Source organism: Gluconacetobacter johannae (assembly GCF_014174305.1).
Lineage (GTDB): Bacteria > Pseudomonadota > Alphaproteobacteria > Acetobacterales > Acetobacteraceae > Gluconacetobacter > Gluconacetobacter johannae.
In genome coordinates this window covers 164,769-179,055 of the sequence record NZ_JABEQH010000005.1, presented here as the reverse complement: position 1 = coordinate 179,055, position 14,287 = coordinate 164,769, and the positions used below count along the sequence as shown (strand labels likewise).

The 14,287-nt window shown below is 68.8% G+C and carries 13 protein-coding genes; 3 read left to right on the top strand and 10 right to left on the bottom strand.

From position 1 onward, the window contains the following. Positions 1 to 3 precede the first annotated feature (3 nt). From HLH21_RS05165 to HLH21_RS05155, 3 genes are all read right to left on the bottom strand, one after another. Positions 4 to 1,827, bottom strand: a complete 1,824-nt coding sequence (locus HLH21_RS05165) for a cation:proton antiporter domain-containing protein (protein WP_182941981.1) — start codon at positions 1,825 to 1,827, stop codon at positions 4 to 6. 69 nt (positions 1,828 to 1,896) lie between these two features. Further along, positions 1,897 to 3,210 carry an MFS transporter gene (locus HLH21_RS05160; protein ID WP_182941979.1) on the bottom strand — a complete coding sequence of 438 codons (1,314 nt, stop codon included), beginning with the start codon at positions 3,208 to 3,210 and terminating at the stop codon, positions 1,897 to 1,899. A gap of 100 nt (positions 3,211 to 3,310) precedes the next feature. Beyond that, complete coding sequence (locus HLH21_RS05155) at positions 3,311 to 3,541, bottom strand: hypothetical protein (protein ID WP_182941977.1); 231 nt, start codon at positions 3,539 to 3,541, stop codon at positions 3,311 to 3,313. Positions 3,542 to 3,781: 240 nt separating this feature from the next. Here HLH21_RS05155 and HLH21_RS05150 point away from each other — a divergent pair, with 240 nt between their 5' ends. The 3 genes from HLH21_RS05150 (at position 3,782) to HLH21_RS05140 (ending at position 7,766) form a co-directional block, all read left to right on the top strand. Further along, positions 3,782 to 4,381, top strand: coding sequence for a TetR/AcrR family transcriptional regulator (locus HLH21_RS05150; RefSeq protein WP_182941975.1), 600 nt, complete (start codon positions 3,782 to 3,784; stop codon positions 4,379 to 4,381). A gap of 77 nt (positions 4,382 to 4,458) precedes the next feature. After that, positions 4,459 to 5,514, top strand: a complete 1,056-nt coding sequence (locus tag HLH21_RS05145; RefSeq protein WP_182941973.1) for an alkene reductase — start codon at positions 4,459 to 4,461, stop codon at positions 5,512 to 5,514. Positions 5,515 to 5,633: 119 nt separating this feature from the next. Then, positions 5,634 to 7,766 (top strand): M3 family metallopeptidase, encoded by a 2,133-nt coding sequence (locus HLH21_RS05140; protein ID WP_182941971.1) that lies wholly within the window; start codon positions 5,634 to 5,636, stop codon positions 7,764 to 7,766. Between the two features lie 36 nt (positions 7,767 to 7,802). Here the strand turns inward: HLH21_RS05140 and HLH21_RS05135 are convergent, their stop codons facing one another. Genes HLH21_RS05135 through HLH21_RS05105 form a run of 7 tightly spaced genes read right to left on the bottom strand, consistent with a single transcriptional unit; the run spans position 7,803 to position 14,284 of the window. Continuing rightward, positions 7,803 to 8,276, bottom strand: coding sequence for a nuclear transport factor 2 family protein (locus HLH21_RS05135; protein ID WP_182941969.1), 474 nt, complete (start codon positions 8,274 to 8,276; stop codon positions 7,803 to 7,805). Positions 8,277 to 8,288: 12 nt separating this feature from the next. After that, positions 8,289 to 10,055, bottom strand: coding sequence for an AMP-binding protein (locus HLH21_RS05130; protein ID WP_182941967.1), 1,767 nt, complete (start codon positions 10,053 to 10,055; stop codon positions 8,289 to 8,291). Between the two features lie 7 nt (positions 10,056 to 10,062). Beyond that, positions 10,063 to 11,307, bottom strand: a complete 1,245-nt coding sequence (locus HLH21_RS05125) for an MSMEG_0569 family flavin-dependent oxidoreductase (protein WP_220789686.1) — start codon at positions 11,305 to 11,307, stop codon at positions 10,063 to 10,065. A 17-nt stretch (positions 11,308 to 11,324) separates the two neighbouring features. Next, on the bottom strand, positions 11,325 to 11,621 hold the full coding sequence (locus HLH21_RS05120) for an MSMEG_0570 family nitrogen starvation response protein (RefSeq protein ID WP_182941963.1): 297 nt from the start codon (positions 11,619 to 11,621) through the stop codon (positions 11,325 to 11,327). Beyond that, a complete protein-coding gene (locus HLH21_RS05115) occupies positions 11,614 to 12,759 on the bottom strand; it encodes an MSMEG_0565 family glycosyltransferase (RefSeq protein ID WP_182941961.1) in 1,146 nt (381 codons plus the stop codon). Before HLH21_RS05115 ends, HLH21_RS05120 begins: the two co-directional genes overlap by 8 nt. Then, the gene (locus HLH21_RS05110; protein WP_182941959.1) at positions 12,756 to 13,730 is read right to left on the bottom strand and encodes a sll0787 family AIR synthase-like protein; all 975 of its coding nucleotides are present in this window, start codon (positions 13,728 to 13,730) and stop codon (positions 12,756 to 12,758) included. Before HLH21_RS05110 ends, HLH21_RS05115 begins: the two co-directional genes overlap by 4 nt. After that, positions 13,727 to 14,284, bottom strand: coding sequence for an MSMEG_0567/Sll0786 family nitrogen starvation N-acetyltransferase (locus HLH21_RS05105; RefSeq protein WP_182941957.1), 558 nt, complete (start codon positions 14,282 to 14,284; stop codon positions 13,727 to 13,729). The genes HLH21_RS05110 and HLH21_RS05105 overlap by 4 nt, the downstream gene beginning before the upstream one ends. Positions 14,285 to 14,287 lie beyond the last annotated feature (3 nt).

Genomic DNA, 14,287 nt, shown 5'->3' with positions numbered 1-14,287 from the left:
CCCTCACCCCACCGAGAAGGGCGGCGGGGATGCGACGTCCGCCGGCAGGATCGCCGGAGCCGAACGGCGGAGCCGGTCGATCATCCCACGGGCGATCTCACGTTCCCCCATGATGACGGTGTCGGCGCCCAGCCGGGTCAGATGTTCGGTCTCCGCGTCGGAATGGGCCCGCCCGATAATGAGGATCGACGGATTGAGCGCCCGGGCCTGCTCGACCACCTGTCCGGCTTCGAACGCCCCCGGAATGGCAACGACGATGCTGCGGGCCGCCGGGAGGTTGGCAAGCGCCAGCACATCGGGCGACGCCGCATTGCCGACGATCACCTCGATCCCCCGGCTCTGGAGCAGCGCGATACTCTGGTCGGCGTCCTCGATCACCAGGAACGGCACCCGCGATTCGTGAAGTGCTGCGACGACGATCCCGCCCACCCGCCCGTACCCCACCACCACCACATGATCCGTCAGCCCGGTCGGTGCGGCCTCGCCCTCCGGATAGGCGCCCTCGCCGGCCGGTTCGGACGGTGCCGGCGTCTCGGCATGAAGAAGCGCGGGCGCGAGGGGGACGACCGAGGCGATCGCGGCCCGGATGACCCGGGCCTCGAGCGCGGGCCGGATGATGCGCTCGCACAGGGCGAAGATCATCGGATTCAGGACGATCGAAATGATGGCCCCCGCCAGCAGCAGGCTGCGCCCCTGCTCGGGCAGCAGGTGCAGCGTCACGCCCATATCGGCAAGGATGAAGGAAAACTCGCCGATCTGCGCGAGACTGGCCGAAATGGTGAGCGCGATGGCCACACCGCGCCGGAAGAGGATGACGATCAGAAACGCGGTGATCGACTTTCCGACCAGAATGATGGCGAGCGTTCCCAGCAGGGGCAGCGGGCTTTCGAACAGCGCCCGTGGGTCGAACAACATGCCCACCGACACGAAGAACAGCACGGCGAACGCATCGCGCAGCGGCAGGCTTTCCTGCGCCGCGCGCTGACTGAGTTCGCTTTCCGACAGGATCGTCCCGGCGAAGAAGGCGCCCAGCGCCAGCGAGGCCCCGAACAGCTTCGCCGCCCCGAACGCCACGCCCAGCGCTATGGCCAGCACGCCCAGGCGAAACAGCTCGCGCGAGCCGGTATGGGCAATGTGATGCAGCACCCAGGGGATTCCCCGGCGGCCGATCAGCAGCATCACCGCGACGAAGCCCCCCAGCTTCAGCACCGTCACCGCCAGAATCCCGCCCAGTCCCGGATCGAAGCCGAGAACGCGCCCCATGAGGCCCACAAGTGGATCGCGCGCGATGCCGCCCTGTCCCGTCATGCTCGCAAGGGCGGGGATCAGCACCAGCGCCAGGACCGTCACCAGATCCTCGACGATCAGCCAGCCGACGGCGATCCTGCCGCGTTCCGTCTCCACCAGACGGCGCTCCTGCAGTGCTTTCAGCAACACGACGGTGGAAGCGACCGAGACGGCCAGGCCGAAGACCAGCCCACCGGCCGACGACCATCCCATGGCGACGCCCAGCGCCCAGCCCAGCGCCGTGGCGACCCCGATCTGCGCCATCGCCCCCGGAATGGCGATGAAACGCACCGCCAGCAACTCCTTCGGGGAGAAATGCAGGCCGACACCGAACATCAGCAGGATCACGCCGAGTTCCGCCAGTTCGGGCGCCAGCGATTGATCGGCGACGAAGCCGGGCGTGTGCGGCCCCACCAGGATCCCCGCGACGAGATAGCCGACAAGCGGCGGCATACGCAGCCGGTTGGCGAGGGCACCGAACACGAACGCCAGAACAAGCCCCGCCACGATCGTCGAAATCAGGGGGGTGTCATGCGGCATCGGTGATCTTTCCCGGAGGGCACGGCCGGGCCGGCCCGCGGAAGCTGAACGTGCGGCCCGGCCTATTGTTCACATGCGAACCGCATCCGGCGCGCCGGCCGCGAGATCATCTTCCCGACCGTCGAGGACCCACGCCATCCGTCCGGACAGCAGCGGCGTCACCGACACGACGGATACGGCGACGATATAGAAAAGCCAGGACATCGGGCTGCCGGTCAGGCCGATCAGCGCGGTGAAGACGAGCTGGGCCGTGCCGCCGAAGATCGTGACCGCCAGGGCGTAGGAGAGGCCGGTCCCGAGTGTGCGGACCTCCATGGGAAACAGCCCGGTCAGGATGACGATGGCCGCGCCGCTGGCAACCCCGTGCGCCACCATCAGCACCGCCAGGACCGCCAGGAACACGCCCGGCCGCGGGTCATGCATCACGACCATGAAGCCGGGATAAAGCGCCGCCGCCATCGCCAGCCGCGCCGCGACCACGACGGGGCGCGCGCCACAGCGATCGGCCAGCCAGCCGCCGGCCAGCGCGAACACCAGCCCGACGCCCCCCAGGACCAGGTTCATCGTGCGCGCGAAGTCCGCCGGGACATGCAGCGTGCGGATGGCGAAGGTCGTGCCGTACAGGAAGAAATATTGCGCGACGGTCACCCCGGCGACGATCACTATCGCAGCCCCGACGCGCCCGGGCATGTCGCGCAGCAGCCGGCGCGCCACCGCCCCCGCGCCATCGAGGGCGACCGAATGTTCCAGTGTCTCGTCAACCGAATGCCGGATCCAGTAGCCGACCGGCGCGATCAGGACCCCCAGCAGGAAGGGCATGCGCCACCCCCAGGATTCGACCGCCGCCGGTGACATCGACAGGCCCAGCATCAGCCCCAGCAGGCCGGACAGGAACGTGCCGCCCTGCTGGCTGGCGATCTGCCAGCTACCGGCCAGGGCGATGCGGCGCGCGGTGGCGCTTTCCACCAGGAAGGCCGTGGCCGGCCCCATTTCACCGCCTGTCGAGAACCCCTGGACCAGCCGGGCGACGACCAGCAGCAGCGGCGCCAGGACCCCGATCCGGTCGTAGCCGGGCAGGACGGCGATCATCAGGCTGCCCAGCGCCATCATCCAGATCGTCATGCTCATCGCCGCCTTGCGGCCCCGGCGATCGGAATGGATACCCAGCATCACCGCCCCCAGCGGCCGCGCCAGGAACCCCAGGCCGAAGGTCGCGACCGACAGCAGCAGGCCCACAAAGGAATTGCCGACCGGAAAGAACACCCGCGCGATCGTCGTCGCATAGGCCGCGTAGACCGTGAAATCGTAGAATTCCAGCGCGTTGCCGATGGTCGCCGCCGCGATGTTCCGCGTGGCCGCTTTTCGCTTCGGTATCGCAACCATGCCGGTCACATCCTGCCCCGATCCCTGTCAATCAGGACCTTATACCAACCGATGGGCCACTCATAACGCGGATTGGGGTAAGTCCGGACGGCCTGCCGGGTCAGAACGCGAACAGGCAACCCGCGGCATCGGACAGGTCGCGCAGCGTGACCCCGCCGGCCCAGGCGGAACGGGCCAGCCAGGCCACACCGGCCAGCACCGCGACGCCCCATGCCCTGTCCCACATTTTCGTGCCGGCCGGCCCGCCGCCGGACGGCACGACACGCGCATACCCGGCCGACGCGGCGCATCGCCGGACACCCTGGTCGTGGCGGAGCTGGATATGGCTCAAAACCCGGTTTCCTCCATGGTCCTGACGATGACATGACAGGCGCCCGGCGAAACCCCGAAAACCTGTAGCGTGAACGGGATCATACGGTACGATCGGCGACGGTCAATATAAAACGCTTCTTGATGGTGCAATACACATTTCCTGCCAGCCGACGCAAAACACATGCCACCCGCCGCCCGGCGCAGGTTGGAGAGTCATTTTCTTCTAGACGACTGGTCTAATCGGTTGTAGCGTGCCGGGGTGAGCACGCTTTCCGCCCCCCATGACGTTCGCCAGCATATCCTGGACACGGCCCGGCCGATCCTGGGCCGCAAGGGGTTTTCCGCCGTCGGACTGAACGAGATCCTGGGCGCCGCCGGCGTGCCCAAGGGGTCGTTCTATCATTATTTCGCGTCCAAGGAGGCGTTCGGCGAAGCCCTGCTGGAGCAGTATTTCACCACCGGCCTGGCACGCATCGACGCGATCCTGTCCGACTCCGGCGGGACCGCGGCGGACCGGCTGATGCGCTACTGGCAGGGCTGGCGCGACGCGCAGACCGGCAGCGACGCCTGCGGCCAATGCCTGGCGGTCAAGCTGGGGGCCGAGGTCTGCGACCTGTCCGAGGGCATGCGCGCCATCCTGGCGGACGGCACGCGGAGGATCGTGGCCCGGCTGGAACGCGGCGTCACGGCGGGGGGCGACGACGGATCGCTGCCACGGGTCGATGATCCGGGGCATGTGGCGATGGTCCTGTACCAGCTCTGGCTGGGCGCGACCCTTCTGGCCAAATTCACCCGCGACCACCGGCCGTTCGACGAGGCGATGGCGACCACGCGGACCCTGCTGGCCCTGCCCCCCTGACAGCCCGGCCCGCGGGCGGAGCGTCGCCCGCCTTCAAGACGACCAGTCTAATACAACGCCTGTTCAAGGATATCAGCATGCCAACCCTGTTCGACCCGTTGACCATCGGCGACCTCACCCTGCCCAACCGCGTGATTATGGCGCCCCTGACGCGCCTGCGCGCCGGCGACACCCATGTCCCCAACGCGCTGATGGCCGATTATTACGTGCAGCGCGCCTCGGCCGGGCTGATCCTGTCCGAGGCGACGCCGGTCTCGCCCCAGGGTATCGGCTATCGCGGCGTGCCGGGAATCTGGAGCGCCGAACAGGTCGCGGGCTGGCGGCAAGTCACCCAGGCCGTGCATGGCGCCGGCGGACGGATCTTCATGCAGCTCTGGCATGTCGGGCGCATTTCCGATCCCTCCCTTCTGGACGGCGACCTGCCCGTGGCGCCCAGCGCCATCGCGGCGCAGGGCCATGTCAGCCTCCTGCGGCCCGAACGGCCGTTCGTCACCCCCCGCGCGCTGGACAGCGGGGAAATCCCCGGCATCGTCGAGGCCTTTCGCCAGGGGGCGGCGCATGCCCGGCAGGCCGGATTCGACGGTGTCGAGATCCACGGCGCCAATGGCTATCTGCTGGACCAGTTCCTGCAGGACAGCACCAACCACCGGACCGACCGCTATGGCGGGTCGATCGAAAACCGGGCCCGCCTGCTGCTGGAGGTCACCGATGCGGCCATTTCGGTCTGGGGGGCCGGGCGGGTCGGCGTGCATCTGGCGCCACGCTGCGACGCCCATTCCATGGGGGATTCGAACCCGGCCGCGACCTTCGGCCATGTCGCGACCGAACTGGGCCGGCGCCGGATCGCCTTCCTGTGCGCGCGCGAAGCCGTCGGGCCCGACAGCCTCGGGCCGCGCCTGAAGGCCGCGTTCGGCGGCCCCTATATCGCAAACGAAGGGCTGACCGGCGCCTCGGCGCAGGCGGCGCTGGATGCCGGCTGGGCCGACGCCGCCGCGTTCGGCAAGCCCTTCATCGCCAACCCCGACCTGCCCGCGCGCCTGCGCGACGACGCCCCGCTGAATCCACCCGCCCCGGCGACGTTCTACGGGGCCGGGCCGGAGGGATATGTCGATTATCCCGCCCTGTCGCGATAGACGTTTCTCCACCCGATCGTTCCGGGTCGGGTGGTTTTTTGTCCGTCCTTCGGCCATGCTGCGCCGGCCGGATGGGGCGACACGCCCCTTCCGGCCGGGACACCGGGAAGGATACGTGAATGAACCGCGCCGTCTGGCTTCGTACTGCCGCCCTCGTCACCTGCCTGGCCGGCTGGTCCACCGCCCCGGCATTGGCGCGGGCCGCCGCCAATCCCTTCCTGGCCGCCAGTACGCTGCCGTTTCAGGCCCCCCGGTTCGACCTGATCCACGACGGCGACTACCAGCCCGCCTTCCTGCTGGGCATGAAGGCGCAGCGCGCCGAAATCCAGGCCATCGCCGGCAATCCCGCCGCGCCGACCTTCGACAACACCATCACCGCGATGGAACGATCCGGACGGGTGCTCGACCGCGTATCGGAAACCTTCTCCGGGGTCTACCAGGCCAACACGAACCCGACGCTGGACAAGGTGCAGGCGGCCATCGCCCCCCTGCTGGCGCAGCATCAGGATGCGATCTACCTCGACCCAAGGCTGTTCGCCCGCGTGCAGGCGCTCCATGCCGCCCGCGCGACCCTGAAGCTGGACCCGGAACAGGCCCAGTTGCTGGAGGTCTATCATCAGCAATTCGTCCATGCCGGCGCCCGGTTGTCCGACACCGACAAGGCGACGCTGCGGCGCCTGAACACGCGCCTGTCGACGCTGGAGACCCTCTTCCAGCAGAAACTGCTGGCCGCGACCAGGGCCGGCGCATTGGCCGTGTCGGACAAGGCGGCGCTGGCGGGGCTGGACCCGGCCGCCCTCGCCGCCGCGACGTCGGCGGCGCATGATCGCGGGCTGACCGGCAAATGGGCCCTGCCGCTGCAGAACACGACACAGCAGCCGGCATTGCAGACGCTGGAAAACCGCGACACCCGCAAGGCTTTGTTCACCAACGGCTGGCTGCGCGCCGAACGGGGCGACGCCGGCGATACCCGCGCCACCATCGCGGAACTGGCGCAGTTGCGCGCGCGCAAGGCGGCGCTGCTGGGCTACCCGGACTATGCGTCCTATGTGCTGTACGACCAGATGGCCAGGACGCCCGACGCCGTGCAGCATTTCATCGCCCAGCTCGTGCCCGCCACCCTGGCCGAACAGAAGCGCGAGGTCGCGGACATCCAGTCCGCCATCGAGAAGGACGGCAAGACCTTCAAGCCCGAACCCTGGGACTGGCGGCTGTATGCCGAACAGGTCCGCAAGGCGCGCTACGATCTGGACCAGGACCAGGTGAAGCCGTATTTCGAACTCGATACCGTCCTGCGCGACGGCGTGTTCTTCGCCGCCAGCCAGCTTTACGGCATTTCGTTCAAGGAACGGAAGGATATCCCGGTCTACAATCCCGACGTCCGGGTGTTCGAGGTCTCGGACAAGGACGGGTCGCCGCTGGCGCTGGTCTATTTCGACTATTTCAAGCGCGACAACAAGAATGGCGGCGCATGGATGTCGAACTTCGTCGGGCAGTCGCACCTGCTGGGCACGAAGCCGGTCATCTATAACGTCGCCAATTTCACCAAGCCGGCGGCAGGCCAGCCCGCGCTGATAAGTTTCGATGACGTCACCACGATGTTCCACGAATTCGGTCATGCGCTGCACGGCATGTTCGCCGACCAGACCTACCCGACGCTGTCCGGTACGGCGGTCGCGCGCGATTTCGTCGAATTTCCCTCGCAGTTCAACGAACATTGGGCGCTGGACCCGATCGTCTTCGCCCATTACGCGAAACAGTACCAGACCGGCGCGCCGATGCCCCAGGCCCTGGTGGACAAGATCAAGAAGGCCGCGCGCTTCGACCAGGGCTATGCGCTGGGCGAGATCATCACCGCCGCCAGGCTGGACATGGACTGGCACACGATCAAGCCCGCCGCGCCGCGTCAGGACGTCGACCGGTTCGAAGCCGCGTCGATGGACCGGATGGGCCTCGATACGAAGGACGTGCCCACGCGGTATCGGTCCAGCTATTTCCTCCATATCTGGGCCAACGGCTACGCGGCCGGATATTATGCCTATCTGTGGACCGAAATGCTGGACGACGCGGCCTTCGCCTGGTTCCGCGCCCATGGCGGCCTGACCCGCGAAAACGGGCAGAGATTCCGCGACATGATCCTCTCGCGCGGCCATACACAGGAGTACGGACCGATGTTCCGCGCCTTCTATGGAAAAGACCCCGACATCACCCCGATGCTGCGCCATCGCGGACTGATCCCCGGCGACGAGTGACGCGCGCCGGCAAGGGCCCTGGCCCTTGCCGGGTTCCTACAATCCCAGGTCCGACAGGCCCGGATGATCGGCCGGGCGCGGCCCCGCGCGGTCCCAGAAGAATTTGCGTTCGTCGTCACGGATCGGCAGGTCGTTGATGCTGGCGAAGCGCCGGCGCATCAGCCCATTCCCATCGAATTCCCAATTTTCGTTGCCGTAGGACCGGAACCAGTTCCCGGCCGCATCATGCCATTCATAGGCGAAGCGGACGGCCAGCCTGTCATCCGTAAAGGCCCAGAGTTCCTTGATGAGCCGATATTCCCGTTCGGCCTGCCATTTACGGGTCAGGAAGGCGATGATCGCCGTCCGGCCCTGGATGAATTCCGACCGATTCCGCCAGAAACTGTCGGGGGTGTAGACCAGCGACACCCGATGCGGGTCGCAACTGTTCCAGCCATCCTCGGCGCCGCGCACCTTGCGGGTCGCGGTCTCGGCGGTGAACGGCGGCACGGGGGGACGGGCTTCGGACATGCGGTCTTCCTCCTACGCGGTGGGGATGGCCTGGGTTGCGACATCTCGCGACGACCTGTCGCGCAACGCCCGGCGCACGATCTTGCCCGAACGCGTGCGCGGCAGGCTGCCCACAAAGACGACGTCCCGCAAGCCGGTGAACGGGCCGATCTGCCGCCGTACCAGGTCCACCAGATCCGCCCCCAGCCCCGGTGTAGCGACCGGAACGGAGGGCACGACATAGGCCACGGGAATTTCGCCTCGCAGCCCGCTGGGCACCCCCACCACCGCACACTCGCCCACCATCGGATGGGCCGCGATCACGTCTTCCAACTGGCCGCTGGCGATCCGCCGGCCTGCGACCTTGATGACGTCGTCCAGCCGCGCCGTCAGCCGGACCATGCCGTCCGCCCCCAGCGCGCCGACATCGAAGGTCCGGTAATAGTGCCGCGTCGCGTCCAGATAGCGGTCCGGAAAATCCGCGCCACGCCAGACCCCCGACAGGCATCCCGGCGGCAGGGGCAGGCGCAGTATCAATTCCCCCTCGCGCGCCTGAAGGTCGAAACCCGGCCCCGGCCGCGCGGTCAGGTCCGCGTCCCGCAGGCCGAGAGAAGGCCCCGCGATGCTCCATCCCGTCTCGGTCTGCCACCAATGGTCCAGGACCGGCCGACCGAGGGCCCGGCCTGCCCAGGCCAACAGTTCCGGGTCCGACCGTTCCCCCGCCACGAACACCGCCGCCAGGTCCGGCCCGCCGGACAGCGGGCCGTCGCCCGCCTGCCGGCGCAGCAGCCGCAGGCTGGTCGGCGTGGTGAACAACACCCGAACCCGATGCCGGGCGCACAGCGGCAGGATCGCCCGCGCCTCCAGCGGCCCTTCGGCGAACAGGCTGGTGCAGCCGGCCAGCAGCGGCCCATAGACCGCGTAGGAATGCCCCACCACCCAGCCCAGGTCGGACGTGGTGAAGAAGACCTGCCCCGGCGCCATGCCGTAGATCAGCTCCATCGACAGGGCCAGCGCCACCGCATGGCCGCCATTGTCGCGCACGACCCCCTTGGGCGCGCCGGTCGTGCCCGAGGTATGCAGGATATACAGCGGGTCCTCGGCCCGGACCGCGACCGGGTCAGCCGGGGCGTGACGTTCCAGCGCGTGGAAATCATGGTCGCGTCCGGGCCGCAGCCCTACCGGACAGGCCGCCCGCCGCACCAGCACGCAGGCCGACGGGCGATGGACGGCCAGCGCCAGGGCCTGTTCCAGCAACGGCATATGGGGCACCATCGTCCGCCCCTGGAACCCGCATGTGGCCGCGATCACCACCACGGGCGCGGTGTCGTCGATCCGCGCCGCCAGTTCCCGCGCCGCATAGCCACCGAAGACGACGACATGGATGGCCCCAAGACGGGCGCAGGCCAGCATGGCGATCACGGTTTCCGGCAGGCTGGGCATGGAAATCAGGACCCGATCCCCCGTCCTGACGCCCAGGTCGCGCAGGCCCCCGGCGAATCCCGCCACCCGCGCGCGCAGCGCCGCATAGGTCAGGGTTTCGCACGCCCCGTCCGCCGCGCCGTGCCAGATCAGGGCCTCACGCTCTCCATGGCCGGCATCGACATGACGATCGACAGCGTTGTAGCAGCTGTTCAGCCATCCGCCGGCGAACCAGTCGTGCCATCCATCGGCACGCCGCGTGGCGGCGCCTTCGGGATGGCGCGTCCAGGCGATACGGCGCGCCGCCGCCAACCAGAACCCGTCCGGGTCGGCGCGATACGCCGCCATCATGTCGCGGTGGGTTGTCCAGGGAAGCATGAGGACGTTACGCGCCGGCGACCGGCACCGGGCGCCCGACGATCCTGCCGGCCAGATAGGCGGCATCGCGGGAAATGCCGGAAAACCGCGCCGATCCCCAGGTGTGCTGCCAGGGCAGGCCCAGGAAGGCCAGCCCCGGCTGCTCGGTCTCGCCCCGATGCCAGACCGGCTGCCCCCGCCCGTTGAACACCGGCACGTCGATCCAGCGATAATCGGGCCGAAAGCCGATACACCAGATGATGCTGGTGATGCCCGCCGCCTTCAGGTCCAGCGGCGCATTTCCCCCGTCCGGCGTCCAGACCGGCACATAGGCCGCCTCCGTCGGCGCCGCGATGTCCTCGCGGGCGATATAGGCGTCGATCGACGCCTTGATATTCGCATTGGTCCGGTCGGCGTCGTCCAGGTTCTCGGTAAGATCGTTTCCAAAACACGCGATATCGTCGCGAATGTTCTTCAGGCTGCCGTGCAGGGCGACACCTTCCAGGGCGAACTGGCGCAGGTCCAGATCGTGGCCGCCATTGCGGCCGGTGACGTAATGGTTCGTCTTGTCCCGCGCGCCGTCGCGCAACGGATGCCGGTCGACGGTGAGGTCGTAGAATTTCATGTCGGCAAGCCAGTCGACCACATCGCGGCCGCGATAGAAACGTGAGACGCGCGGCGCGTTGCCGACGCACAGATGCACCCTGCGCCCCGCCAGATGCAGATCCTCGACGATCTGCGCGCCCGACTGCCCGCTGCCGACGACCAGCACCGCGCCCTCGGGCAGGGCGTGCGGATTGCGATAGGACTGTGAATGGACCTGCGTAATCGCCGGATCAATGGCGCTGGCATATCCGGGAATGACCGCCTCGCTATAGGCGCCGGTCGCGATCACGACATGCGCCGCCACATAGACGCCATCAGTCGTCTCGACCCGGTAGCCACCGCCCGCACGACTGACGCCGGTTACACGCACGCCGCACCGCAGCGGCGGATCGAAGGATTTCACGAAACCTTGCACGTATTCCACGATCTGCTGCTTGACCATGAAGCCGTGCGGATCGTCACCCCGGTAGGGATGGCCGGGCAGGGCGCATTGCCAGTTGGGCGTCACCAGCGAAAAACTGTCCCACCGTTCGTCCTCCCAGGCATGGCAGGCGGTGTGGGCCTCCAGCACCACATGGGCCACGTCCAGGCGGCAGAGATACCAGCTGAGCGACAGGCCCGCCTGTCCACCGCCCACGATCACCACGGGGCATTTCGTCTCTGTCATGATGGAGTCTCCTGACATCAGGATGAATGTTGATCGAAGCCCACGACATGAACCTGCGCGTCGGGCGTATCGGCGAAGGCGGCGCATCGGCGCTCGATCTCATCGCGTTGCGCCAGCGCGCGGCCGCAGGGGAAACCGTACCGGGCCTGCACCCGCGCGCTGGCCTCGGTCAGGGCCGCACGGCTGCGGGCCAGGAAATCCGGCACGCGATAGGATTGCCCGCAGGCCAGATGATCGGCGACGACCAGCGACGGCGAGTAGCACCGGCTTTCCGCACCGTCCGGCCAGCGGACGTGAAACAGCATCTCAGGCATGGAGGGCGGCCTTTCGGGGCAGGCGGTCATAGGCGGGATGATGTGCGGCGGCGACGGCCGCCCAGGTGAAGCGGCCGGCGGTCTTCGGCCCCCACGCGCGGAAGTAGCGCCGTGTTTCGTCCTGCAGCGCGCGGCCCATCGCCCGGTCCAGGCTCGCGGCGTCACCGGGGTCGCACCACACGGCATCGTCGGCCCGCAGATGCGCGCTGAACGGCGCCTGGCGCGGCAGCACGACGGGAATGCCGCAGGCCAGGGCTTCCAGCGGGCACAGTCCGAACCCTTCGGACACCGAAGGGTAGGCCAGGACATGCGCCGCACGATACAGCGCCGGCATGGCCTCGTCCGCCATCACCCCGGCCCGCACGACCCAGCCGTCGGCGCCGGCGGCGCGCACCCGGTCGTCGAAGGCGGCACGATAGGTCCCGTGATCCAGCAGCGTCGCCCCGCCGGCGATCACCAGATGCAGGCGCGGATGCTCCTGTCGCAGCGCCACGCAGGCCTCGAAAAGGGCGATGGTGTTCTTGCGCGCCTCCACCCCGCCCACGGCCAGGACGATGACGGCATCGTCTTCCAGCCCCAGGGCCTGACGGATACCCTCGTCGCGCGCGTCGGCCTCCGGCCGGTACCGCCGCACATCGACGCCATTGCCGACACATTCGGCGTCCCGTCCATACCGATCGCGCAGCACGTCCCGCCACATGTCGCTGACGCACAGCAACTGCGTCGCCGCGTGGACGCCCCGGTCCTGCCGCCGCGCCAGGCGCGCATCGTCGAACCGGTCCAGATGATGCACCGTCCGGACGAAGCCGGGCAGCGCCCCTTCGGCGACCAGATCGGCCAGCGCGTTCGCGCCGATCGGGTCCTGCGCGTGGACGATATCCAGCCGCATCCCCCGCACGGCGTCGCGGATCTCGACGATCCGCCGTTCGACCATCGACGCGACATCGGCCTCGGGCCGCGCGGGGATGCAGATCACCGGGCAGGCCGGCCGGCGAAAGAACCCGCGCCCCGCGACGTCGGGCGCGATCAGGATGGCGTCGTCGCCCGCCTCGCACAGGGCCTCGGCCAGGTGCATGGCATGCACGACGCCGCCGCGCGGATTGGTGGAATGCGCCACAATGCCGATCCGCCGCGTCATGGCGCGCATCCCATCAGCGGCGCCCGCGCCAGGTCCCAGACCGTCTCACGCGCCCCGTCGCGGATCACGTCCACGCACGTCCCGTCCTGGCAGGCGCCGATGGCCGACGCCGCGATGCCGCGCGCGGCGAAACGGGCCAGGACGGCGGGTACATCGTCCGGCCGCGCGGTCAGCAGGAAGCCGTAGCTGGGGAAGGCGGCCAGCCACCGCCCCATGTCCACGCCCGGCGGCGCGGGAATAGCGTCAAGGTCGATGGTGATGCCGATGCGCGAACATTCCGCCAGCATCAGGGCCGTGCCGACCAGGCCGGCCATGCTGATGTCCTTGGCGGCGCGGCTCAGCCCGTCCTCGGCGATGCCGGGCAGGATCTCCAGGTCCCCGCGCAGGCGTCCCGCCGCTTCCGTGTCGCACAGCGCGGAACTGGCATCCCAGAATGGATGCGGATCATGCCAGCGGCCGCGCAGGTCGATGGCCGCGACCAGCACCTCGCCGGGCCGGGCGTCGAAGCTGGTCAGCAGGCGACGGGCGCGGCCCAGGATGGCGACCGACAGGGCCTGCTGGCCGGCACGCAGATTGGTATGGCCGCCCAGCACCGGAATGCCGTAGGTCCGCGCCCCGCAGGCCAGACCTTGCAGGATCGGCGCCGCCTGGTCGCCGTCGCGGCTCCACAGCGCATCGACCACGGCGATGGGGCGTCCGCCCATCGCCGCCACGTCGCCGGCATTGACCATGACGCCGCAATAGCCCGCGAACCACGGCATGGACCGGACGAACGCGTCCTGGAATCCTTCGGTGGCGAACAGCAGGAAACCGTCGCCGTCCGGAATGGCGGCGCAATCGTCCCCCAGGCGCGGCAGCCCTTCGGCGGGAAGCCCCAGCCGCGCCACGACCTCGGCGATGTCGTGCTTGGCCGCCAGCGCCCGCCCCTGACGGATCTGCCGGGCCAGTGCTGTCAGGTCGGGCGCCGTCACGCCCGCCTCCGCGCCGCGCGCTGCGGCCGCAGCAGCCAGGTCTGCTCGCACCCATGGGGCAGGTAGTGCGCCAGGTCGGCTTCCATGACATGGTGCGGCAGGCCGTGCAGGGTGATTTCGTCCAGGCTGCGCCAGTGCAGCCGGCGGAAGAACGGTACGTTCTGCGCCTGCACCTGCGCCAGAAAACGCGTGGCGCCCAGCCCGTGCGCGGTGCAGACGGCCATGCGGATCAGTTCGCCACCGATGCGGCCCAGCCGCCGATGGTCCGCATGCACCGCCAGCCGCGACCCCTGCCACAGACCGGGTTCCGATTCATGGATCCGCACCGCGCCCACCACCTGTTCGGGCAGGCCCGCGACGCAGCAGGCGGCGACGATGGGGATCGCGACATCATCGGTCGCATCACGGTCGTCGGCCGCGAAGACGCGCTGCTCATGACAGAAGACCGCCCGCCGCAAGGCGAAATGCCCGGCTTTTTCCCAGCGCGTACGCGCCAGCCGGACGATATATTCGCTGGGGGCGAAGGGCGGGGCGTCGAACCGGTCGGTGTCCATCGC

Excerpts from the sequence above, each read along its gene's own strand:
- HLH21_RS05160 (WP_182941979.1), bottom strand. The coding sequence starts at position 3,210 with ATGGTTGCGATACCGAAGCGAAAAGCGGCCACGCGGAACATCGCGGCG.
- HLH21_RS05120 (WP_182941963.1), bottom strand. The coding sequence starts at position 11,621 with ATGCCTGAGATGCTGTTTCACGTCCGCTGGCCGGACGGTGCGGAAAGC.
- HLH21_RS05145 (WP_182941973.1), top strand. The coding sequence starts at position 4,459 with ATGCCAACCCTGTTCGACCCGTTGACCATCGGCGACCTCACCCTGCCC.
- HLH21_RS05125 (WP_220789686.1), bottom strand. The coding sequence starts at position 11,307 with ATGACAGAGACGAAATGCCCCGTGGTGATCGTGGGCGGTGGACAGGCG.
- HLH21_RS05165 (WP_182941981.1), bottom strand. The coding sequence starts at position 1,827 with ATGCCGCATGACACCCCCCTGATTTCGACGATCGTGGCGGGGCTTGTT.
- HLH21_RS05105 (WP_182941957.1), bottom strand. The coding sequence starts at position 14,284 with ATGGACACCGACCGGTTCGACGCCCCGCCCTTCGCCCCCAGCGAATAT.
- HLH21_RS05115 (WP_182941961.1), bottom strand. The coding sequence starts at position 12,759 with ATGACGCGGCGGATCGGCATTGTGGCGCATTCCACCAATCCGCGCGGC.
- HLH21_RS05130 (WP_182941967.1), bottom strand. The coding sequence starts at position 10,055 with ATGCTTCCCTGGACAACCCACCGCGACATGATGGCGGCGTATCGCGCC.
- HLH21_RS05140 (WP_182941971.1), top strand. The coding sequence starts at position 5,634 with ATGAACCGCGCCGTCTGGCTTCGTACTGCCGCCCTCGTCACCTGCCTG.
- HLH21_RS05135 (WP_182941969.1), bottom strand. The coding sequence starts at position 8,276 with ATGTCCGAAGCCCGTCCCCCCGTGCCGCCGTTCACCGCCGAGACCGCG.